The sequence below is a fragment of the Micromonospora deserti genome (assembly GCF_003236335.1).
Taxonomy (GTDB): domain Bacteria; phylum Actinomycetota; class Actinomycetes; order Mycobacteriales; family Micromonosporaceae; genus Micromonospora; species Micromonospora deserti.
In genome coordinates this window covers 1-20,939 of the sequence record NZ_POUB01000088.1, presented here as the reverse complement: position 1 = coordinate 20,939, position 20,939 = coordinate 1, and the positions used below count along the sequence as shown (strand labels likewise).

20 protein-coding genes and 2 pseudogenes are annotated in these 20,939 nt (G+C 73.2%); 4 read left to right on the top strand and 18 right to left on the bottom strand.

Going from position 1 to position 20,939, the window contains the following annotated elements; all coding sequences use genetic code 11:
* Positions 1-73: 73 nt before the first annotated feature.
* A complete protein-coding gene (locus C1I99_RS33340; protein WP_199562132.1) occupies positions 74-232 on the bottom strand; it encodes a hypothetical protein in 159 nt (52 codons plus the stop codon).
* A gap of 3 nt (positions 233-235) precedes the next feature.
* On the opposite strand from C1I99_RS33340, the gene C1I99_RS14895 reads away from it, so the two are divergent.
* The gene (locus C1I99_RS14895) at positions 236-1,417 is read left to right on the top strand and encodes an aminotransferase class V-fold PLP-dependent enzyme (protein WP_111134820.1); all 1,182 of its coding nucleotides are present in this window, start codon (positions 236-238) and stop codon (positions 1,415-1,417) included.
* Between the two features lie 120 nt (positions 1,418-1,537).
* Here C1I99_RS14895 and C1I99_RS14890 read toward each other — a convergent pair.
* A pseudogene (locus C1I99_RS14890) lies at positions 1,538-1,993 on the bottom strand (peptidoglycan DD-metalloendopeptidase family protein); the annotation flags it as partial.
* 235 nt (positions 1,994-2,228) lie between these two features.
* Here C1I99_RS14890 and C1I99_RS14885 point away from each other — a divergent pair.
* On the top strand, positions 2,229-2,858 hold the full coding sequence (locus C1I99_RS14885) for a class I SAM-dependent methyltransferase (RefSeq protein ID WP_111134817.1): 630 nt from the start codon (positions 2,229-2,231) through the stop codon (positions 2,856-2,858).
* Between the two features lie 393 nt (positions 2,859-3,251).
* Here C1I99_RS14885 and C1I99_RS14880 read toward each other — a convergent pair whose 3' ends face one another.
* The 12 genes and pseudogenes from C1I99_RS14880 to proS form a co-directional block, all read right to left on the bottom strand.
* Positions 3,252-3,575, bottom strand: coding sequence for a DUF2469 domain-containing protein (locus C1I99_RS14880; RefSeq protein WP_007075222.1), 324 nt, complete (start codon positions 3,573-3,575; stop codon positions 3,252-3,254).
* Complete coding sequence (locus C1I99_RS14875; protein WP_111134816.1) at positions 3,572-4,384, bottom strand: ribonuclease HII; 813 nt, start codon at positions 4,382-4,384, stop codon at positions 3,572-3,574. The genes C1I99_RS14880 and C1I99_RS14875 overlap by 4 nt, the downstream gene beginning before the upstream one ends.
* Positions 4,378-4,926, bottom strand: a complete 549-nt coding sequence (locus C1I99_RS14870) for an NUDIX hydrolase (protein WP_111134815.1) — start codon at positions 4,924-4,926, stop codon at positions 4,378-4,380. The genes C1I99_RS14875 and C1I99_RS14870 overlap by 7 nt, the downstream gene beginning before the upstream one ends.
* Positions 4,927-4,978: 52 nt before the next feature.
* Positions 4,979-5,602 (bottom strand): signal peptidase I, encoded by a 624-nt coding sequence (lepB, locus tag C1I99_RS14865; RefSeq protein ID WP_111134814.1) that lies wholly within the window; start codon positions 5,600-5,602, stop codon positions 4,979-4,981.
* A gap of 9 nt (positions 5,603-5,611) precedes the next feature.
* Positions 5,612-6,486: pseudogene (gene lepB / locus C1I99_RS14860) on the bottom strand (signal peptidase I).
* A 179-nt stretch (positions 6,487-6,665) separates the two neighbouring features.
* The gene (gene rplS, locus C1I99_RS14855) at positions 6,666-7,022 is read right to left on the bottom strand and encodes a 50S ribosomal protein L19 (protein ID WP_111134813.1); all 357 of its coding nucleotides are present in this window, start codon (positions 7,020-7,022) and stop codon (positions 6,666-6,668) included.
* 143 nt (positions 7,023-7,165) lie between these two features.
* Complete coding sequence (trmD, locus tag C1I99_RS14850) at positions 7,166-7,939, bottom strand: tRNA (guanosine(37)-N1)-methyltransferase TrmD (protein WP_111134812.1); 774 nt, start codon at positions 7,937-7,939, stop codon at positions 7,166-7,168.
* Between the two features lie 17 nt (positions 7,940-7,956).
* Positions 7,957-8,553, bottom strand: a complete 597-nt coding sequence (gene rimM / locus C1I99_RS14845; RefSeq protein WP_199562130.1) for a ribosome maturation factor RimM — start codon at positions 8,551-8,553, stop codon at positions 7,957-7,959.
* 2 nt (positions 8,554-8,555) lie between these two features.
* Positions 8,556-8,789: an RNA-binding protein gene (locus C1I99_RS14840; protein WP_013732101.1), complete on the bottom strand. Its 234-nt coding sequence runs from the start codon at positions 8,787-8,789 to the stop codon at positions 8,556-8,558.
* Between the two features lies 1 nt (position 8,790).
* On the bottom strand, positions 8,791-9,246 hold the full coding sequence (gene rpsP, locus C1I99_RS14835) for a 30S ribosomal protein S16 (RefSeq protein WP_111134810.1): 456 nt from the start codon (positions 9,244-9,246) through the stop codon (positions 8,791-8,793).
* Positions 9,247-9,533: 287 nt separating this feature from the next.
* On the bottom strand, positions 9,534-10,181 hold the full coding sequence (locus C1I99_RS14830) for a ribonuclease FAU-1 family protein (protein WP_111134809.1): 648 nt from the start codon (positions 10,179-10,181) through the stop codon (positions 9,534-9,536).
* A gap of 105 nt (positions 10,182-10,286) precedes the next feature.
* The gene (gene proS, locus C1I99_RS14825) at positions 10,287-11,693 is read right to left on the bottom strand and encodes a proline--tRNA ligase (RefSeq protein ID WP_111134808.1); all 1,407 of its coding nucleotides are present in this window, start codon (positions 11,691-11,693) and stop codon (positions 10,287-10,289) included.
* A 69-nt stretch (positions 11,694-11,762) separates the two neighbouring features.
* Between proS and C1I99_RS14820 the strand changes: the two genes are divergently transcribed.
* Positions 11,763-12,329, top strand: a complete 567-nt coding sequence (locus tag C1I99_RS14820) for a hypothetical protein (protein ID WP_111134807.1) — start codon at positions 11,763-11,765, stop codon at positions 12,327-12,329.
* A gap of 135 nt (positions 12,330-12,464) precedes the next feature.
* On the opposite strand, the gene C1I99_RS14815 is transcribed toward C1I99_RS14820, so the two are convergent.
* Positions 12,465-13,544, bottom strand: a complete 1,080-nt coding sequence (locus tag C1I99_RS14815) for an amidohydrolase family protein (RefSeq protein WP_111134806.1) — start codon at positions 13,542-13,544, stop codon at positions 12,465-12,467.
* A 263-nt stretch (positions 13,545-13,807) separates the two neighbouring features.
* Between C1I99_RS14815 and C1I99_RS14810 the strand changes: the two genes are divergently transcribed.
* Complete coding sequence (locus C1I99_RS14810) at positions 13,808-17,359, top strand: S8 family serine peptidase (protein ID WP_111134805.1); 3,552 nt, start codon at positions 13,808-13,810, stop codon at positions 17,357-17,359.
* Positions 17,360-17,417: 58 nt separating this feature from the next.
* Here the strand turns inward: C1I99_RS14810 and ffh are convergent, their stop codons facing one another.
* The 3 genes from ffh to C1I99_RS14795 form a co-directional block, all read right to left on the bottom strand.
* Positions 17,418-18,971: a signal recognition particle protein gene (gene ffh / locus C1I99_RS14805; protein ID WP_111134804.1), complete on the bottom strand. Its 1,554-nt coding sequence runs from the start codon at positions 18,969-18,971 to the stop codon at positions 17,418-17,420.
* A gap of 181 nt (positions 18,972-19,152) precedes the next feature.
* Positions 19,153-19,809: a response regulator transcription factor gene (locus tag C1I99_RS14800; RefSeq protein ID WP_111134803.1), complete on the bottom strand. Its 657-nt coding sequence runs from the start codon at positions 19,807-19,809 to the stop codon at positions 19,153-19,155.
* The coding region (locus C1I99_RS14795) for a sensor histidine kinase (protein ID WP_325049209.1) at positions 19,806-20,939 on the bottom strand (1,134 nt) is incomplete at its 5' end. The genes C1I99_RS14795 and C1I99_RS14800, both read right to left, overlap by 4 nt.

Sequence of the window (20,939 nt, the reverse complement as noted above, 5' to 3'; positions counted from 1 at the left end):
ACCCGACGCTCTCGGAAGGACATAAAAAGATCTTGGTAGGAGACGACCCCTGGCGGGCGATTCCTACCAAGATCTACCGCCAGCCCAGCCCGTGTGCGGGGGTGGGCTGAGACGGGGTGGCGGGTGCCGAACCGCGCAGCACGACGTGCGGCTCGCGGCCGAGGTCGAGGTATGTGCGGACGCCGTCGTGGCGTTCGTCGCTGGCGGAAGATCGACCGACGGTTACGATCATCCGGTGAGCGTCCCGCAGCCACCCGAGCCGATCCCGGGCGCCCGTCTGCTCTTCTCGCTCGACCCGGCGGTCAGCCACCTCAACCACGGATCGTTCGGCGCGGTGCCGATCGGGGTGCAGCGCGCGCAGCAGCGGTTGCGCGACGAGATGGAGGCCAACCCGCTGCGCTTCTTCGCGCAGGGGCTCATCGACCGGATCACCCACACCCGCCGGCACCTGGCCGATTTCCTCGGCGCCGACGCGGATGGCACGGCGCTGGTCGCCAACGCCACCACCGGCGTGGCGGTGGTGCTCCAGTCGCTCGGCCTGCGCCCCGGCGACGAGGTGCTGACCACCGACCACGGGTATGGGGCGGTCGGCTTTTCCGTGGCCCGCGAGTGCCGGCGTACCGGGGCCGTCACGCGGGCGCTCCGGGTGCCGCTGGCGGCCACCGACGAGGAGGTCGTCCAGGTCGTCCGCGCCGGACTGCGCCCGGGCCGTACCCGGCTGCTCGTGGTGGATCAGCTCACCTCGGCCACGGCCCGGCTCTTTCCGGTCGCCGCGATCGTCGCGGTGGCCCGTGAGCACGGGGTGCCGGTGCTGGTCGACGCCGCGCACGCCCCGGGCATGCTGCCGACGGCGGTACGCAGCATCGGCGCCGACTTCTGGGTGGGCAACCTGCACAAGTGGGGGTACGCGCCACGCGGCACCGCCGTGCTGGTGGTGGCCCCGCCCTGGCGGGACCGCGTCGAACCGCTGGTGGTCTCCTGGGAGCAGGAGTCGGGCTTCCCGGGCCGGGTCGAGTGGCAGGCCACGATGGACTACACGTCCTGGCTGGCCGCTCCGGTCGGCCTGTTCACGCTGCGCAGCCTCGGTGTCGACCGGATACGCACGCACAACGCCACGCTGGCGGCGTACGGCCAGCGGGTGGTGGGGGACGCCCTCGGGGTGTCGCCCACCGACCTGCCGGACCCCGGCGGACCGGGGGTGGCCATGCGGATCGTCCCGCTGCCACGGGGCGTGGCCACCACGCTCGACGCGGCGCGGGCGCTGCGCACCCGGATCGCCGAGCGGCTCGCCGCGGAGGTCGCGGTGATGGCCTGGGGCGGGCAGGGCTGGCTGCGGCTCTGCGGGCAGGTGTACAACCGCACCGACGAGTACGAGCGGCTGGCGGTGCGGCTGCCTCCGCTGCTTGCCCAGCGCTGAGCCGCGGCTCACCTCGCCGACCGGCAGCAGCCGCACCGCCGCGAGACCGAGCAGGGCCAAGGGGTCGAGATAGTCGTTCCCGCGCCGCAGCCCCCAGTGCAGGCAACCCGCTGCGGGACAGCCGGCGTGCCCGGGCTGCAGGACGCCCAACGGCGCGCCCGCGACCACCCGCTCGCCGGCGGCGACCGTCGGACGTACCGGTTCGTAGGTGGTGCGCAGGCCGCCGACGTGCCCGACGCTGACCACCGGACGGCCGGCGACCATGCCGGCGAAGAGCACCATCCCGGGCCCGGCGGCGCGGACGACCGCACCCGGCGCGGCGGCCAGGTCGACGCCGCGGTGGCCGGGCAGCCACGGCCGCGGCGGCGGGTCGAACCGGCGCAGCAGCCGGGGCGGGCCGTCGAGCGGCCACTGGAACCGCGCCACCGCCGGGGTGGATGCCCGGGCGGTGGCGGCCTGCGCCGAGGCCACCACCGCGGCGGAGCGCGGCACCGGGCCGGGACGCGCGGCCGGGGGCGCGAGGGGCAGCAGGGCGGCGCAGAGCACGGCAATGGCGCTTGCTGGCGGTGGTCGCATGGCGGCAGCCTGCCCGGTGGCCGGCGGCGTCGCCGTCCCGGCGGGCTCGCCTGTGGACGGCGCAGCGTCCTGTGGACGAACACCCGACCGGGCGATGATCTGCTATGGCGCGGGCGGCCAGCCGGGGAAACGGCGGCGGCGCGGGCGGCCAGCCGGGGAAACGGCGGCGGCACGCGCAGCCAGCCGGGGAGACGGGGCGGCAGGCCCCCGGCCGGGTGGCATCTAGGCTGGGCCGGTGACCCGGGACTGGTATGCCTGGCACGACGACTACGCCCAGCCTGACTCGGCGCTGTCCCGGCGGGTGGCGGAACTGCGGTCCCGGCTCCGGGACGCCCTCGACCAGGCACCGCCGGGCCCGCTGCGCGCCATCAGCCTCTGCGCCGGCCAGGGGCACGATCTGATTCCCGTGCTGGCGGACCACCCGCGCCGGGACGACGTGACCGCCCGCCTGGTGGAGTTGGATCCCCGCAACGCCGAGGTGGCCCGCACGGCCGCCCGCGCCGCGGGCCTGGCGGGGGTCGAGGTGGTGGTTGGCGACGCCGCCCGCACCGACGCGTACGCCGATCTCGTCCCGGCCGACCTGGTGCTGGTCTGCGGCGTGTTCGGGAACATCTCCGAGGCCGACATCCGGGTCACCGTGTGGCACTGCGCGGCGCTCTGCGCGACCGGCGGCACCGTGCTCTGGACCCGGCACCGGGGCAGCCCCGACCTGGTGCCGACGATCTGCGACTGGTTCGCGGCGGAGGGGTTCGAGCCGGTGGCGGTGAGCACCCCGGCCGACCGGGTCGGCGTGGGCGTGCACCGCTTCACCGGCGGGCCGCGCCCCCTGCCGGCCGGGGTGACCATGTTCCGGTTCGTCCGTTGAGGCCCGGCCGGCCCGGCGCCCGGCGCCTCGCCCGACTCGCGGCGGGTCTCAGGCTGGGCCGATCAGCTGCCGGTCGGGCGACAGTCGGGTCATGGTGCTGCTCGGTTGGCGTGGCCGCCGCGCGGGCGGGCAGGCCAGCCCACGGCGGTGATCGGCGAGCTCACCTGCCGCCGCGGCGGCCATTGTGGACGATGCCGGGCAGCGCCCGGCGGGCCGGGACGGCGCGATCAGCACGGCCCGGTGCAGCAGGCCACCCTGGCCGCTGTCGTGGGGGAGTGAACTCCGCGCGGGCCCGGATGCCCGCGGGCACGGAACGGCGAGAAACCCGGGGTCGGCGGGTGGGGGACGCCGACGAGAGGGCGTACGACGGCAGCGGCGGCGCGGCGGGCGGGGTCAGCCGCCGAAGCCGGAGTCGGCAGGAAGCGAAATGTCCGGCTTCTCCAACTCCTCGACGTTGACGTCCTTGAATGTCATCACCCGGACGTTCTTCACGAAGCGCGCGGGACGGTACATGTCCCACACCCAGGCGTCGTGCATCTCGACCTCGAAGTAGACCTCGCCGTCGGAGTTGCGCACGTGCAGGTCGACCTGGTTGGCCAGGTAGAAGCGACGCTCCGTCTCCACCACGTAGGAGAACTGACGGACGATGTCGCGGTACTCCCGGTAGAGCTGCAGCTCCATCTCGGTCTCGTACTTCTCGAGATCTTCCGCGCTCATCGCACTCCGCCTTCCATGACCACATCTTCCCCCACCGGCGCCGGAGGCCGAGGCTGCTCGCCCAACGCCACGCCGACGGTACCCCCTGGCGCGCCGGAGCGCTCCATCGGCTCGTCCGGCCTTGCGCCCACCGGTCGGCGCGCCCGCGGCGGGGCGCCGTCCCGGCCGGACACCGCGGCCACGTTGACATACGAGAAGCGGTGCTCCGAGCACGGCCCCCGCTCCCGCAGCGCCGCCGTGTGCTCCGCGGTGATGTAACCCTTGTGCTCGGCGAACCCGTAGCCCGGGAAGGTCCCGTCCAACTCGACCATGATCCGGTCCCGGGTGACCTTGGCGAGCACGCTCGCCGCCGCCACGCAGGCGGCCACCTGGTCACCCTTCCACACCGCCAGCCCCGGCACGTCCAGGCCGTCCACGCCGAAGCCGTCGGTCAGCACGTACTCGGGCCGGGTGGTCAGCGAGGCCAGTGCCCGGCGCATCGCTGCCAGGTTGCACACGTGCAGGCCACGGGCGTCGACTTCCTCGGCCGGGATCACCACCACGGCGTACGCCAGGGCGCGGGCGACCACCTCGTCGTAGATCCGCTCCCGGCTGGCCGGGGTGAGCAGCTTCGAGTCGGCCAGCCCTTCGATCTCGCCGCGGCGCCCCTCGGGCAGGATCGCGGCGGCGGCGACCAGCGGCCCCGCGCAGGCGCCCCGCCCGGCCTCGTCGGCACCCGCCACGTGCCGGAAGCCGCGCCGCTGCAGGGCACGCTCCAGTGCGTAGAGCCCGGCCTCGCGGCGCACCACGGTACGCGGCGGCGTCAGCACGACCCACCGCCCTCCACCCCGGCGCCGGCCCGGAGCACCGGGAAGGCGCCGGCCCGGCCCTCCGGCGCGGCGGCCGGAGGCTGCGGTGCGGCGGACAGCGCCCGGGCCAGGACCGCAGGCAGCTCAACCGGGTAGTAGCGCTCGTCGGTGGTGACCAGCTCGGCCCGGGTCCACCAGCGGTGCCCGTCGACGCTCGCCCGCTCGACGTCGGTGAAGCCGGCGGTGTCCACCTGCCACGAGGGCACCCGGACCAGGAAGAATTCCTGCTCCTGGCGGTACCGGACCCCGTCGAACGGGAACTCGACCGTCTCGGACCACACCGACTCGCCCAACTCGGCCGGGGCGAGCCGCAGCCCGGTCTCCTCGGCCAGCTCGCGGGCCGCCGCGGCCGCCGGTGACTCCCCCGGGTCGAGCCCACCGCCCGGCGTGAACCAGTAGCGGTGGTCGGGACGGGACGGATCCCAGCCACTGAAGAGCAGCACCCGACCCGCCGCGTCGACGAGCAGGACGCGTGCCGCGCGCCGGGGGGTGTAGTCGGTCACCGCCCCAGCCTGCCAGACGCCGCCGACAACGCCCACGCCCCTCCGGGTGACGTCAGGGCTCGGGGATGGTCTGGTACTGCTCCGGCACGGTCAACCAGGCGGCCCGGTTGACCGGCCAGAAGACGGTGAAGGCCCGCCCGACGACCACGTCCTCGTCGATGGTGGCGGCGGTGATGTCCTGCCCGGACTGCTGCCAGTGCTCCAGCGAGTCGCCGGAGGCGGCGCGGTGGTCGCCCATCACCCAGAGCCGGCCCTCCGGCACGGTGATGTCGAACTCCTGGTCGGCGGGCTTGTCCCCCGGGAAGACGTACGGCTCGTCCAACGGCTTGCCGTTGATCACCAGGCGCTCCTGAGCGTCACAGCAGACCACGTGGTCGCCACCGACGCCGACGACCCGCTTGATGAAGTCCTCGCCGTCGGGGTTGCCGCTCCACTCCCGGGGCGCCTTGAAGACGATCACCTCACCCCGGTGCGGCGACCGGAAGTCGTAGACCAGCTTGTTGACCAGCACCCGATCGTCGATCTGGAGGGTGTTCTCCATGGACGGGGAGGGGATGAAGAAGGTCTGCAGTACGAAGGCGCGCACCAGCACCGCGACCAGGATCGCCACACCCAGGAGGATCGGCAGCTCCTTCCAGAAGGAGCTGCGGGGCTTGTCGGTCTGCTCGTCAATCACGTCAGGAGCCTACGTTGCCCGGCTGGGCGGCATCGTCCGGAACGCGCGAGAACGGAGAGCGCCGCCGTTATCGGGACGAGCGGCACCACTCCCCCGTCCGGCGTCACCGGGCGGACCGGCGGCGGGGCTCCGGTGGACGCGGCGGGCGGGCCGGACACGTCCTTGAACGTCTCGGGAACGGACAGCGAACTCCAGCGCGACGACGGCCAGACCACGGTGAAGGCCCGGCCGACCACATTCTCGATCGGCACCGGCCCCTGGCACCGGGCGTCCTGCGAGACCAGCCGGTGGTCGCCCATCACGAAGATCTGCCCCGGCGGGACCACCACCTCCTCGAAGCGCCGGGACCGGCACTCGCGGGGGTTCGGCGGGACGTCCAGCGGGGAGTCGCGGACCACGTACGGCTCGTTGAGCGGGATGCCGTTGACCAGCACCCGCCCCTGCGCGTCGCAGCACCTCACCCGGTCACCCGGCAGGCCGATGACCCGCTTGATGAAGTCCTTCTCGCCCGGGCGGCTGACCCCGACCAGGTCACCGACGGTGCGGCCGAGCTTGTCGAGGAAACCCGGATCCGGCTGCTCGTCGACCTGTGGGGCCCACCGGTCGGTGCCCCGGAAGACGACGACCTCGCCGCGCACCGGGTCGCGGACGTCGTAGACGACCTTGTTGACCAGCACCCGGTCGCCGACGAGGAGGGTGTCCTCCATCGAGCCGGAGGGGATGAAGAACGCCTGGAGGAGGAAGGTACGGATCAGCACCGCGAGGCAGAACGCGACGATCAGCAGCAGCGGCAGCTCCTGCCAGAGCGGCATCTGGCGGCGGGTGCGCCGGCTCCGCCGGCGCCACGGATCGACGGTGCCGTCCTCGTCAAGCGTCCGTACCACGCCCACTCCCCGGTCCGCAGAAAACTACCGCCCGGGAGCCTCGTCGAGGCCCCACGGGCGGCAGTGGACGTCTCCCCGGCAGTCGCGGGGCGCCGCCCGGCTGCGCCCGTACGACCAGGGTAGTGCGGTCTGGTCGGTACGGCATACGCGCAGCTCAGGCGGCGTGGCGCAGCGCGACGTCAGCTCGGCTGCTTCTCGCGCTTCTCCTTGATCTTGGCCTTCTTGCCCCGCAGCTCGCGCAGGTAGTAGAGCTTGGCGCGGCGGACGTCACCGCGGGTCACGACCTCGATCCGGTCGATCGCCGGGCTGTTGACCGGGTAGGTCCGCTCGACGCCGACACCAAAGCTGATCTTGCGGACCGAGAAGGTCTCGCGCAGCCCGTCACCCTGGCGGCGGATGACGACGCCCTGGAAGATCTGGACACGGGACCGGTTGCCCTCGACGACCCGCGCGTGCACCTTGATGGTGTCACCGGCGCGGAAGTCCGGGATGTCGACCCGCTTCGACTGGGCGTCAAGGGCGTCCAGGATGTTCATCGCTGCGTCCTCGTGAGGCTCACGGCGCACCGTCACTCGGTGCGCGGGTGGGTGATTCTGATCCCCGGGTGGCGGTCGGTCGCCCCGACCCCGGTCGAGGATCCTCGCAGCCGCCCGCGGCGCGGCCGGCTGCGGCAACCCCTCTACTTTGCCACATCCACCGGTGGCAGTTGAAATCCGGCCCGCTCCAGCGCCGCGACGTCCCGTTTGTCCAGGCTCTCCGGGTCGAGCGCGGCGAGCATGTCGGGCCGGCGCCGGGCGGTGCGGGTCAGCGCCTCGTCCCGCCGCCAGCGGGCGATCCGCCCGTGGTCGCCGGAGCGGAGCACCTCCGGCACGGCCAGGTCCCGCCAGGTCGCCGGCTTGGTGTACATCGGGGCCTCCAGCAGCCCGTGGGCGTGCGACTCCTCGTCCAGCGAGCCCACGTTGCCGAGCACCCCGGGCAGCAGCCGGGTGACCGCCTCCAGGATCACCAGCACCGCGACCTCGCCGCCGAAGAGCACGTAGTCGCCGAGGGAGACCTCGGTGAGCGGCATCCGGGTGGCCGCGTGGTCGAGCACCCGCTGGTCGATGCCCTCGTACCGGCCGCAGGCGAAGAGCAGGTGCGACTCGGCGGCCAGCTCGTGCGCCATCGCCTGGGTGAACCGGACACCGGTCGGCGCAGGCACCAGCAGCCGGGGCGGGGCCGCGTCCGGCGGCGCGAGGGCGTCGAGCGCCTCACCCCACGGCTCCGGCCGCATCACCATGCCGGGCCCGCCGCCGTACGGGGTGTCGTCGACCGTGCGGTGCACGTCGTGGGTCCACGTCCGCAGGTCGTGCACGGCGAGCCGCAGCGTGCCGGCGGCCCGGGCCTTGCCGATCAGGGACAGCTCCAGCGGAGCGAAGTACTCCGGGAAGATCGACACGATGTCGACGCGCATGCGGACGCTCCTGCCGGCTAGAGATCGAGCAGTCCGCCGGGCGGGTCGACGACGACGCGACCGCCGGCGAGGTCTACCTCGGGGACGATCGCCTTGACGAACGGGATCAGCGCGGTCCGCCCCTCGGGGCGCCGCAGCACCAGCAGGTCGGACGCGGGTGCGTGGTCGATCCGGGCCACCTCACCGAGCCGCTCGCCAGCCGGGGTGACCACGGCGAGGCCGATCAGCTGGTGGTCGTGGAACTCCTCCGGATCCTCCGGTGGGGCCACGTCGGCGCTGTCCACCACGAGCAGGGTGCCGCGCAGCGCCTCGGCCACGCTCCGGTCGAGCACGCCCTCGAACGCCACCAGCAGCCGCCCCTGGTGCCAGCGGACCGACTCCACGGTCAGTTCGGCGGGGATCCGGTACGGCTCACCCGGGCCGGGCGGCGGCGGGGCCGCCCCCGGTTCGGTGGGCGGCACGCGATCGCTGCGCCCAGACGGGGGCGTCACCCCCGGGGTGGTGCGCAGCACCACCCCGGGGGCGAACCGTACCTCCGGCTCGTCGGTCCGCACCTCCACGGTGACCTCACCGCGGATCCCGTGCGGCTTGCCGATCCTGCCGACGATGAGCAGCATCAGTACGAGTCGACGATGTCGACGCGCACGCCGCGCCCACCGATGGAGCCGATCACCTGGCGCAGCGCCTTGGCGGTCCGGCCGGACCGCCCGATCACCGTGCCGAGATCCTCCGGGTGCACGCGGACTTCCAGCCGCTTGCCCCGGCGGGAGTCGACCATCCGGACGCGCACGTCGTCGGGGTGGTCGACGATGCCCTTGACCAGGTGCTCCAACGCCGGACGCAGTGCCATGTCAGGCCTGCTCGCCGGTCGCACCGGCCTGCTCCTCGGCCTGCGCTTCGGCCTGCGCCGGCGCCGCCTCGGCCTTGGTGGCCTTCTTGGCCGGCTTGGCCGGCGTCTCGGCCAGCCCGGCGGCGGCCTTCGCCTCGGCCTCGTACGCCGCCTGGCGATCGGCGCGCTCGGCGGCGACCTTCAGCGGCGGCGGGGCCGGCAGGCCCTTGAACTTCTGCCAGTCACCGGTCTTCTCCAGCAGGCGCTGAACCGCCTCGCTCGGCTGCGCGCCGACGGACAGCCAGTACTGGACCCGGTCCGACTTGACCTCGATCACCGAAGGGTCCTCCTTCGGCTGGTAGACCCCGACGAACTCGATCGCCCGGCCGTCGCGCTTGGTGCGCGAGTCGGCGACGACGATGCGGTACTGCGGGTTGCGGATCTTGCCCATCCGCAGGAGCCGGATCTTTACGGCCACAGTTCTTTCGCTCCTGTTGCGATCTCACCGGCCCGGAACGGGCGGTGCACGGGTGAGCGCCCGCCGGCACAGTGGGGTTTGGGCCGGAGACAGCTCGGTGGACTGGCGACGTGCCCGGGTTAGAGGGCGCCGGACACACGCCGGATACCAGCCAGCCATTCTGCCAGATCGACCCCGGAACGCTCACACCGGACCGGCCCGCGTCACCCCCGCGGCGGTGAACGTGACCGGAAACACCCGATGGCACCCCGGCGGCGAGCGTCCGGGGCCACGGCCACGACCGGCGGTCAGCGGACCGGCGGCCGGTCCCAGCCGACGGGCAGCCGGTCCGGGGTGGTCCAGCGCGGCGGCGGGGTGAAGTCGCACCAGGTGCCGTCGAACGGGAACTCCCCCGCCTCGGCCAGGGCGATCACCCGCTTTCCCTCGGCACGGACCGCGTTCTCGTCGGCGACCCAGTAGTGGTCGGGGAAGGCCAGCCGCTCGACGAACTCCGCCTCGTCCTTCCACTCCCAGCTGCGGTCCGGCCGGACGAGCACGTCGAGATCCTGGTCCACCACGTCGACCCCGGCGAGCGCGCCGTCGTCCCAGCGCACGCCGGGCTCCTCCAGGTTGACGTACCAGTGGGCGAAATGGTCCTGCGCGTCCCGGAACCACCACACCGAGTGGGCCGCCCCGGCGGGCAGGAACTTCAGCAGCGGGGGGCCGTGCCACCGGCCCTCCGCGAGGCGGTACGACGAGACGACCCACTCGGCGAACGGCACCGCCCGCATGCCCAGCCCGGCCTCGGTGACCTCCGCGGCCACCGGGGTGTCCCGGGCGAGCCAGAGCAGCAACCCCCGCTCGTCGTCGCTGACCACCCGGGCCGGCCGCACCCACCCGATCCGGCCCCGCCGCACGTTGCGGTGCACGATCAACCGCCCCGGTTCGAACCTCACCCTTCGACCCTACCCAGCCATGTCGATCATGGAGCTATTACCAGATCGCGTCCCAATTGTCCGCAACTTCATGATCGACAGAGCCGGGGGCGGCGTCCCCGTGGGTCAGTAGGCGCGGGCGAGGATGGCGGTGAGGTCGGGCTCGTCCTCGGAGTCCGGGACCGAACCGTCGGCGCGCAGCAGGCAGCGCACGGTCACCCCCTGGGCGTTCGCCTCGGCCTCACCCTGGACGCCGACCGCCGACCACGGCACCCGGGCCCAGCCGGTGGCCGCCGCCTCGATCGCCTCGGCCAGGGTGGCGACCTCGGTGGTGCGGGACTCGCGGTGGGCGAGCGCCTGGTCGTGCAGCGCCCGCTGGTCGGTGTCCAGGGCCGCGAGGACCGCGCCGACCACGTCGGCCACCGGGGTCGGCGCCTTCGAGCCGTCCGTACGCCGGACCACAACCGCGTTGCCGGCGGCCAGGTCGCGGGGACCGACCTCGACGCGTACCGGATAGCCGCGCAGCTCGGCGTCGACGGCCCGGCGGCCGAACGGGGTGTCGGTGCGGTCGTCGAGCGCCACCCGGACGCCGGCGTCGCGCAGCGCGTCGCGCAGCTTGGCCGCCGCCTCGCCGACGCCCTCGCCGTCCTTGACCACCATGACGTACGCCTGGACCGGCGCCAGCTTCGGCGGCACCCGCAGCCCGTTGTCGTCGCCGTGGCACATGATCAGCCCGCCGAGCATCCGCGTCGAGGTGCCCCAGGAGGTGGTCCAGGCGTGCTCCCGGCCGCCCTCGGCGGAGGAGTAGCTGATGTCGAACGCCTTGGCGAAGTTCTGCCCCAACTCGTGGCTGGTGCCGAGCTGCAGCGCCTTTCCGTCACCCATCATGCCTTCGCAGGTGTAGGTGGCGGTGGCGCCGGCGAACCGCTCCCGCGCGGTCTTCAGGCCCACCACCACCGGGATGCCGAGCACGTTGACCATCAGGTCCTCGTACGCCTCGTGCAGGATCCGCCGCGCGTAGGCGCGCGCGTCCTCCCGGGTGGCGTGCGCGGTGTGCCCCTCCTGCCAGAGGAACTCGCTGGTGCGCAGGAAGATCCGGGGGCGCAGCTCCCAGCGGACCACGTTGGCCCACTGGTTGAGCAGCAGCGGCAGGTCCCGGTACGAGTCGATCCACTTGGCCATGAACTCGCCGATGACCGTCTCGCTGGTCGGGCGCACCACGACCGGTTCGGCGAGCTGCTTGCCGCCGCCGTGGGTGACCACCGCCAGCTCCGGCGAGAAGCCCTCGACGTGCTCGGCCTCACGCTTGAGGTAGCTCTCCGGGATGAAGAGCGGGAAGTACGCGTTCTCCGCGCCGGCCGCCTTGATCCGGGCATCCATCTCGGCCTGCATCCGCTCCCAGATGGCGTAGCCGGCCGGTCGGATCACCATGGTCCCCCGGACCGGGCCGTTGTCGGCCAGCTTCGCCTTGGCGATCAGGTCCTGGTACCAGCGGGGAAAGTCCTCCGCACGGGGAGTGAGCACGCGTGCCATGACCGCACATCCTATGCGCCAGCCGGCGGGACAGCGCGATCGGGCGCGGCGTCGATAGCATCTGCCCTCATGTCCCCCCTCGGCTCTTTCTTCGGCCGGCCGTCCCGCCCGGCACCGCTGCCCTACCCGCAGACCTCGCCGGAAGGGCTCGCCGCCCGCTGGGTGCGCTGGGTCGCCGCGCACGGGCCGATGAAGAATCCGATCCGGGACACCACCGGCGAGCACGCCGGCCACCACCAGCCCGACGACGTCTGGTTCCTCGCCGGCACGTACGGCGGCAGTGCGGAGCGGCGCTGCGCGGTGCCCGCCGGCCGGCCGGTGTTCTTCCCGGCGTTCAACATGTGGCAGTGGCCGGCCGCGGCCGGCGAGGTGCCGGTGGTCGACGGCGCGACCGGGCACGCGACGCTCGACGGGGCGCCGGTGGCGCTGGCGAGGATCGGCACGCCCACGCCGTTCGAGGTGCGCGGCGCGCTCGGCAACGGGGTGACGTCCCGCTCCGGGGCGGTGCCGGTGACCTGCTGGGGGCTCTGGGCGACGGTCGGCCCGCTGGCCGCCGGCGCCCACGAGCTGACCTTCGGCGGCACCGACGGCCGGCACTTCTGGGTCGAGGCGCAGTACCGAATCGTGGTCGGCTGAGCAGTCGGCGCCCGGCTACCCGGCCCCGCCCGCCGGCCGATCGCCGGCCGCACCCAGCCCGTTGATCAAGCAGTCTGCGTCAGCGCGAGCCGGTTCCTGACGCAAACTTCTTGGTCGACAAGGGCAGGCCGGGGGTCAGCGGACGAGCTGGCCGCGCAGGATGATGCGGGTCGGGGTGCGGACGACGCGCAGGTCGGCGCGCGGGTCGTCGGCGTAGACCACGAGGTCGGCGAGGCCGCCCTCGACCAGGCCGGGGAAGCCGAGCCACTCGCGGGCACGCCAGGAGGCCGCGGCGAGGACGTCCACCGCCGACATGCCGGCCCGCTCGTGCAGCAGCAGCATCTCCTCCGCCGCCAGGCCGTGGTCGATACCGCCGCCGGCGTCGGTGCCCACGTAGATCGGCACACCCGCCTCGTACGCCGCCCGGACCACCTCGGGGAAGCGGTCGCGCAGGGCGAGCATGTGGTCGGCGTACCCGGGGAACTTCGCCCGGGCCTGGTCGGCGATGCCACCGAAGGTCCGGATGTTGATCATCGTGGGGACGAGGGCGGTGCCCTGCCGGGCCATCAGGTCGATCAGGTCGAGGCTGAGCCCGGTGCCGTGCTCCACCGAATCCACCCCGGCACGCACCATGATCTCGACGGCCGATTCGGAGAAGGTGTGCACCGCGGCGCGCACCCCGGCGGCGTGCGCGGCCGCCACGGCGGCGGTCATCGTGTCGGCGTCCCAGGCCGGCGCCAGATCGCCGACCCCACGGTCGATCCAGTCGCCGACCAGCTTGACCCAGCCGTTGCCGGCCCGCGCTTGCGCCGCCACGGTGGCGGCCACCTCCGCCGCGCCCGCCTCGACGCCGATGTCGCGCAGGTAGCGCTTCGGAGGCGCGATGTGCCGGCCGGCGCGGGCCAGTCGCGGCAGCTCCGGGTCGTCGTCGAGCTCCGGGTACGGGTACGGCGAGCCGGCGTCGCGGATCGCCAGGACGCCGGCGTCCCGGTCGGCGATCGCCAGCTCCCGGGCCTGGTCGAGGGAGGTGATCGGAGCCCCGTTCCGGGCGATGCCGATGTGGCAGTGCGCGTCGATCAGGCCGGGCAGCACGAACCCGCCGTCGACGATCGTCTCCGCGCCGGGCACCGGGTCGAAGGTCACCCGGTCACCCACCAGCCACAGGTCACGGGCCTCGTCGTCGGGCAGCACCACACCGCGTACGTGCCAGGCCATGCGTCCTCCGTCTCAGCGTCAGGGGTCCCGCGGTCATTCTTCCCGCTCGGCCCAGACCGGGCCGCGCGACACCGGCAACCCCGGACGGTGATCGGACCAATACGCTAAGGAACGGACGGCTGATTGACAGATTTGTTTATTTAAGCATGTCTTGATGAAGGGATCCTTCGTCGCCAGGATGCTCCGAGAGCGCCCGCACCAGGGCATTCGCAGTTTCGCCTCACAAAAGGAGCGTCGAGACAGTGGCACAACGACGATGGCGTATGGCAGTGGTCGGCCTGGCGGTCGGCCTCGCCCTCCCGATCGGCGCCGGCGCACCAGCCGCCGCCAGCCCGGGCCTGACCGCGGCCGAGGCCGAAGCGCAGGCGGTGGCCGCGAAGGTCGACAAGAAGGTCACCGCCCGGCTCGCCAAGGACGGCAAGTCCAGCTTCTGGGTCTTCCTCGACAGCAAGGCCGACCTGTCCGGCGCGACCAGGCTCCACCGCAAGGCGGACAAGGCCGCCCACGTCTACGAGACGAAGACCAGGCACGCCGCGCGCAGCCAGGCCGGTCTGCGCGCCCTGCTGGCCAAGCGCGGCGCCGAGTTCACACCCTTCTGGTTGGTCAACACCGTCAAGGTGACCGGCGACGCCGACCTGCTCGGCGACATCGCCGTACGCTCCGACGTCGCGGAGATCCTCGCGGACGACCCGGTCGACATCCCCGAACCGCTGCCCGGCGAGGCCGTACCCACCACCGACGCGGTGGAGTGGAACATCGACCGGGTCAGCGCCCCCCGGGTGTGGAACGAACTGGGCGTGCGCGGTGAGGGCATCGTGGTGGCCAACATCGACAGCGGAGTGGACGCCACCCACCCCGCCGTCGCGGCCAGCTACCGGGGCCGCAGCGGCGACGGCACGCTCGACCACAACTACAACTGGTTCGACCCGGCGGACGTCTGCCCCACCGCCGCGCCGTGCGACAACAACGACCACGGCACGCACACCATGGGCACGATGGTCGGCTCGGACGGCGCGAACGTGATCGGCGTGGCCCCCGGCGCGAGGTGGATCGCCGCCAAGGGCTGTGAGACCAACAGCTGCTCGCGGGCATCGCTGCTCGCCTCCGGCCAGTGGATCGTCGCTCCCACCGACCTCGCCGGCGCGAACCCGCGGCCCGACCTGGCCCCCGACATCGTGAACAACTCGTGGGGCTCCAGCGCCTACGACCCGTGGTACACCGAGACCGTCTCGTCGTGGGTGGCCGCCGGCATCTTCCCGGCCTTCTCCAACGGCAACAGCGGTCCGGGCTGCAACACCTCCGGCAGCCCGGGTTCGTACACGATCAGCTACAGCTCCGGCGCGTTCGACGTGAACAACGCGATCGCGAGCTTCTCCAGCCGGGGCGCCGGCGAGAACGGCGACATCAAGCCGAACATCGCCGCCCCGGGCGTCAACGTCCGATCGTCGGTGCCGGGCGGCTACGCGGCCTTCAGCGGCACCTCGATGGCCTCGCCGCACACGGCGGCCACGGTGGCGCTGATGTGGTCGGCCTCACCGGCCATCCAGGGCGACATCGCCGAGACCAGGCTCATCCTGGACGACACCGCCCTCGACGTCAACGCCCTCACCTGCGGTGGAACCGTCGACGACAACAACGTCTTCGGCGAGGGCCGGCTCGACGCGTTCGCGGCGGTCAGCACCACCCCCCGGGGTGCGCTCGGCGCCCTCGGCGGCCAGGTCAGCTCGGGCGGGAACGGGCTGGCCGGGGCCGACGTGACGGTCGCCGGCCCGATGAGCCGGACCACCACCACCGCCGGCGACGGGTCGTACGGGTTCGACCGGTTGATGGTCGGCGACTACACCGTCACGGTCAGCAAGTTCGGCTACCTGACGGCGACGGCGTCGGTGACGGTCACCGAGAGCCAGACCGTCGAGGCGGACATCACCGTCGAGCGGGCCCCGTCGGCCACGCTCTCCGGCACGGTGAGCACCTCGGCCGGCCCGGCCAGCGGTGCGAGCGTCGCCGTCCTCGGCACCCCGCTGTCCGCGACCGCCGACGAGCAGGGTCGCTACCGGGTGACCGTGCCGCAGGGACAGTACGACGTCCACTTCGCGCACGCCTACCGCTGCTCGGACGCGGTGACCCGTCCGGCGACGGTCAACGCGGACACCGTCCTGGACGTCACCCTGCCGGACCGGGTGGACGCCTTCGGGTACGCCTGCGCCGCGGCCGGCGGCTCCTTCGTCAGCGGCACGGAGCTGATGCCGCTGACCGGGGACGATCGGACCAGCCCGCTGACGCTGCCCTTCCGGGTCCCCCTGTACGGCAAGTCGTACCGGGACGCGTGGGTAAGCACCAACGGCGTGCTGGGCTTCGCCGCCTCGTCGACCAGCCGCGCCAACACCGCCCTGCCGAACACCGCCAACCCCAACCTCGCGCTCTTCCCGTTCTGGGACGACCTGTACGTGGAGGCCGACTCGGGGATCTACACCGCCGTCACGGGCGTCAAGCCGCACCGCAGTTTCGTGGTGGAGTGGCGCAACGTCTCGCTCTACACCGACCGGTCGCTGCGGCTGACCTTCAGCGCCGCCATCGGCGAGGACGGCACGATCACCTACCGGTACACCGACATCGACGGGACCGGCGCGGAGACCGGCACCGGCGCGACGATCGGCCTGGAGAACGTCGACGGGACCGTCGGCTTCGGGTACTCGCACAATGCCTCGGCCGTGGCCGACGGCACCGCGATCGCGTTCCGCACGACCCGGTCCGGCGTGCTCTCGGGTGTGGTCACCGACGGCAACGACGGGAAGCCGGTGGCCGGTGCCACGGTGACCGCTCGGGTGGGCGACGCGACGGCCACCGAGACCACCGGGGAGGACGGCTCGTATCTGATCCAGGCTCCGGCCGGCGCGGTCGAGTTCCGCGTCGAGAAGGAGCACTACGAGGCGGCCTCCGGCGCGGTCACGGTGGCGGCCGGCGGCGGGGAGATCCGCTCGCCGGCGCTGCGCACGGCCCGGGTCGGCACCACGGTCACCGAGCTGACCGTCGTCGCACCGGCCGACCAGACCCGGAGCCGGGCGATCGGCCTGAGCAACACCGGTGCGCTCGGCACCGACTTCACGGTCACCGAACTCAACGCGGAAGGGGCGCCGGAGGACATCGGCTGGCTGGACCTCTCCACCGCCACCGGCACGCTGGCCAGCGGCGGCCGGCACACCGTCGCCGTTGCGGTCGACTCCGCCGGTCTGGCACCCGGGACCTACCACCAGGCCAAGCTGCGGGTCGCCTCGGCCAGCGGCCGCCAGCCCGTCCTGGTCGTCCCGGTCACCCTGGTGGTGCCGAGCTACGCTCTGGCGATCAACGCCGGGGCGGGCGCGGCACGGGCCGACGTCGAGGGCCAGACCTGGTCGCCCGACCAGCCCTGGGCCGCCGGCGGCGCCGGCTACCTGGGCAACTCCAACCGGCAGGCGACCAACACCCCGATCGCCGGGACGAACGATCCGGCCCGGTTCGCCGACCTGCGGGAGGGAATGTACGAGTACCGCGTCGATGGACTCGCGGACGGCTTCTTCACCGTCGAGCTGGACTTCGCCGAGGTACGCAAGCAGTCCCCCGACAAGCGGATCTTCGACGTGCTGCTCGAAGGCCAGGAGGTGCTGCCGTCGCTCGACGTGGCCGGTGAGGTCGGCAGTTTCACCGCCCTCAGCAGGTCGTACACGGTGCGGGTGACGGACGGGCAGCTGAACGTGCGGTTCGTGACGCACCGGGGCTTCGGCCAGCCGATCGTCAACGCACTGCGGGTGACCAACCGTCCGGACCTGGTGTCCTGACAAGAGATGGCGTGGGGCCCGGCCAGGAACGGCCGGGCCCCCGTCGTCGCCGACCCGCCTACCGGGGGCGGTTGTCCCCCTTGCCCAGCTTGTTGAAGTCGATCTTCGGGAGCTTGAAGCCCGGGGGCAGTCCCTGACCGGCGAGGTCGTCCGGGCTCATGCCGGCCGGCAGCTGCGGCATGCCGCCCGGGAACCCGCCCGGCAGGCCGGCGCCCGAGCCGGCGCGCGGCCGGTTGCCGCCCTTGGTGCCCTTGCGCTTGTTCTTCGGCGACTTGGTCGCCTTGCGGCGGCCACCACCGGGCAGGCCCATCATGCCGCCCATCTGCTTCATCATCTTCTGCGCGTCCGCGAAGCGGTTGAGCAGCTGGTTGACGTCCATCACGGCGACGCCCGAGCCGTTGGCGATGCGGGCCCGGCGGGAACCGTTGATGATCTTCGGGTTGGTGCGCTCGGCCGGGGTCATCGACCGGATGATCGCGGTGACCCGGTCGAAGTGCTTGTCGTCCAGCTCGGCGAGCTGGTCCTTCATCTGCCCCATGCCGGGCATCATGGCCAGCACGTTGGCGATCGGGCCCATCCGGCGGACCGCGATGAGCTGGTCGAGGAAGTCCTCCAGGGTGAACTGCTCGCCGCCCATCAGCTTGGCGGTCATCTTCTCCTTCTGATCGGCGTCGAAGGCCGCCTCGGCCTGCTCGATCAGAGTGAGGACGTCGCCCATGCCGAGGATCCGGCTGGCCATCCGGTCGGGGTGGAAGACGTCGAAGTCTTCCGGCTTCTCGCCGGTGGAGGCGAAGAGGATCGGCTGCCCGGTGACCTCCCGGACCGACAGGGCGGCGCCACCACGGGCGTCGCCGTCGAGCTTGGAGAGGACCACACCGCTGATGCCGACGCCGTCGCGGAACGCCTCGGCGGTCCGCACCGCGTCCTGGCCGACCATCGCGTCGACGACGAAGATGACCTCGTCCGGGTCGACCGCGTCGCGGATGTCGGCGGCCTGCCGCATCATCTCGGCGTCGATACCGAGCCGGCCGGCGGTGTCGACGATGACGACGTCCCGGGCGGCGCGCCGGGCGTGCTCGATGGAGGCGCGGGCCACCTGCACCGGGTCGCCGACACCGTTGCCGGGCTCCGGGGCGTACACCTCGACGCCGGCCCGGCCACCGAGCACCTGGAGCTGCCCGACGGCGTTGGGGCGCTGGAGATCGGCGGCCACCAGCAGCGGCTGGTGACCCTGGGCCTTCAGCCAGCGGGCCAGCTTGCCGGCGAGGGTGGTCTTACCGGAACCCTGGAGGCCGGCCAGCATGATCACCGTCGGCGGCTGCTTCGCGAACTGGAGCCGCCGCCCCTCGCCGCCGAGGACCGCGATCAGCTCCTCGTTGACGATCTTGATGATCTGCTGCGCCGGGTTGAGCGCCTGCGAGACCTCGGCGCTGCGCGCCCGTTCCTTGACGTTCGCGATGAAGCCCTTGACCACCGGCAGCGCGACGTCCGCCTCCAGCAGCGCGAGGCGGATCTCGCGCGCGGTGGCGTCGATGTCGGCGTCGGTGAGCCGACCCTTGCCGCGGAGCTTGGTGAAGATCCCGGACAGGCGGTCACTCAAGGTGTCAAACACGCGAACATCCCGTTTGTCAGTGTTCCGGCGGGCACAGGTCGTCCGGCACGTACAGGCCGGCTACCCCGCAAGGGTAACCGTCCCACCTCGCCACTGCTTCCCGCCAGCCCGGCCCGGCCCGCCCTGGCCAGGATCGCCCTCACCGGGCCGGCCACCACGGTCGGTGGGACAGGGTCGTTGATCACGACTGCACCAGCCCCGACTGGTACGCGAAGACGACCAACTGGGCGCGGTCCCGGGCGCCCAGCTTGACCATCGCCCGGCTGACATGGGTACGCGCGGTGGCCGGGCTGACCACCAGCCGGTCGGCGATCTCCTCGTTGTTGAGCCCCTCGCCGACCAGCCCGACCACCTCCCGCTCCCGCTCGGTCAGCGTGCCGAGCCGGGGGTGCGGCCGGGGCACCCGGGGCGGCCGGGTGGCGAACTCGTGGACCACCCGACGGGTCACCGACGGCGAGAGCAGCGCCTCCCCCTCAGCAACCAGCCGGATCGCCCGCAGCAGCTCCGCCGGCCGGGTGTCCTTGGTGAGGAATCCGCTGGCCCCGTGCCGCAGCGCGTCGAAGACGTACTCGTCCAGCTCGAACGTGGTCAGCACGATCACCCGGGTGCCGGCCAGCTTTGGGTCGGCGACGATCCGCCGGGTCGCCTCGATCCCGTCCACGCCGGGCATCCGGACGTCCATCAGGATCACGTCTGGGTGCTCCCGCCGGGCCAACTCCACCGCGGCCAGCCCGTCGGCGGCCTCCCCGACGAGGGCCAGGCCCTCCTCGCTCTCCACCAGGGCACGCAGCCCGATTCGGACCAGGTCCTGGTCGTCGGCGATCAACACCCTGATCATGCGCGCTCCTCCACCGGCAGCCTCGCGTACACCCGGAAACCGCCGCCGGCGGTGGGCCCGGCGTCGAACGACCCGCCCAGCGCGGTAATCCGTTCCCGCATCCCGGCCAGCCCGGAGCCGGCCGTCCCCCGGGCGGGCCCGGGCGCGCCGCGCCCGGTGTCGGTCACCTCCACGCCGACCTCGGCCGGCGCGTAGCGGATTCGCACGGCGGCGGTGGCCGGGCCGGCGTGCCGCAGCACGTTGGTCAACGACTCCTGGACCACCCGGTAGGCGGCCAGGTCCACCGCGACCGGCAGCGCCCTCGGCTCCCCGTCGACCTCCACCGCGACCGGCAGCCCGGTACCGGCCAGCCGGTCCCGCAACGCCGGGACCTGGGCCAGCCCCGGCGCGGGCGCCCGCTCCGCCGCGCCGTCCCCCCGGCGGACGACCGCCAGCGTGACCCGCAGCTCGTCCAGCGCCTCCTTGCTGGTACTGCTGATCGCCGCAAGCGCCGCGTGCGCCTGCTCGGGCCGCTTCTCGAGCAGGTGCAGCGCGATCTCGGCCTGCATGTGGATGGCGGCCAGGCCGTGCCCGACCACGTCGTGCACCTCCTGGGCCACTCGCAACCGCTCCCCGTCGGCCAGCCGGCGGGCCTCCTCGGCGCGGGTCCGGGCGGCGGCCTCCCGGCTGAGCCGCACCGTCGTCCCGACCGCGAACGGCACCACCACCCACGCCGCGGCCGGCATCAGCCCGAGCAGGCCCGGGGACCGGGCGTCGACGAAGACATGCCCGGTCAACAGCACCAGCGCGACCGCGCTGGCGAGGGCCGCCGGGCGCACGGTGCGGTGCGTGGCGACCGTGTAGACCGCGACGAAGAACGACACCAGGATCGGCCCGTACGGGTAGCCGAGCACCAGGTACGCGGTGGTTGCCACGGCGGCCACCGCCAGCGTGACGAACGGCCACCGGCGCCGCACGGCCAGCGCCAGCGCGGCGACCACCACCAGGGCGTACCCGCGGCCGTCGGCGGTGCCGCCCTCGTCGGCCGCGGCCGGTCCGGTGCCGGCCAACCCGACGGCGAGCAGCGCCAGCGCGAGGGCGCCGTCGCCGACGCTCTCCCGCCACCCGGGCCTGCGCCGGTCCACCCCACC

What these genes read in the sequence shown, in the direction of transcription:
- C1I99_RS14820 (WP_111134807.1), top strand. Translation starts at nt 11,763, where the DNA reads ATGTCCCCCCTCGGCTCTTTCTTCGGCCGGCCGTCCCGCCCGGCACCG.
- C1I99_RS14840 (WP_013732101.1), bottom strand. Translation starts at nt 8,789, where the DNA reads ATGGCACTGCGTCCGGCGTTGGAGCACCTGGTCAAGGGCATCGTCGAC.
- C1I99_RS14815 (WP_111134806.1), bottom strand. Translation starts at nt 13,544, where the DNA reads ATGGCCTGGCACGTACGCGGTGTGGTGCTGCCCGACGACGAGGCCCGT.
- C1I99_RS33340 (WP_199562132.1), bottom strand. Translation starts at nt 232, where the DNA reads ATGATCGTAACCGTCGGTCGATCTTCCGCCAGCGACGAACGCCACGAC.
- C1I99_RS14880 (WP_007075222.1), bottom strand. Translation starts at nt 3,575, where the DNA reads ATGAGCGCGGAAGATCTCGAGAAGTACGAGACCGAGATGGAGCTGCAG.
- rplS (WP_111134813.1), bottom strand. Translation starts at nt 7,022, where the DNA reads ATGAACATCCTGGACGCCCTTGACGCCCAGTCGAAGCGGGTCGACATC.
- C1I99_RS14800 (WP_111134803.1), bottom strand. Translation starts at nt 19,809, where the DNA reads ATGATCAGGGTGTTGATCGCCGACGACCAGGACCTGGTCCGAATCGGG.
- C1I99_RS14810 (WP_111134805.1), top strand. Translation starts at nt 13,808, where the DNA reads ATGGCAGTGGTCGGCCTGGCGGTCGGCCTCGCCCTCCCGATCGGCGCC.
- trmD (WP_111134812.1), bottom strand. Translation starts at nt 7,939, where the DNA reads ATGCGCGTCGACATCGTGTCGATCTTCCCGGAGTACTTCGCTCCGCTG.
- proS (WP_111134808.1), bottom strand. Translation starts at nt 11,693, where the DNA reads ATGGCACGCGTGCTCACTCCCCGTGCGGAGGACTTTCCCCGCTGGTAC.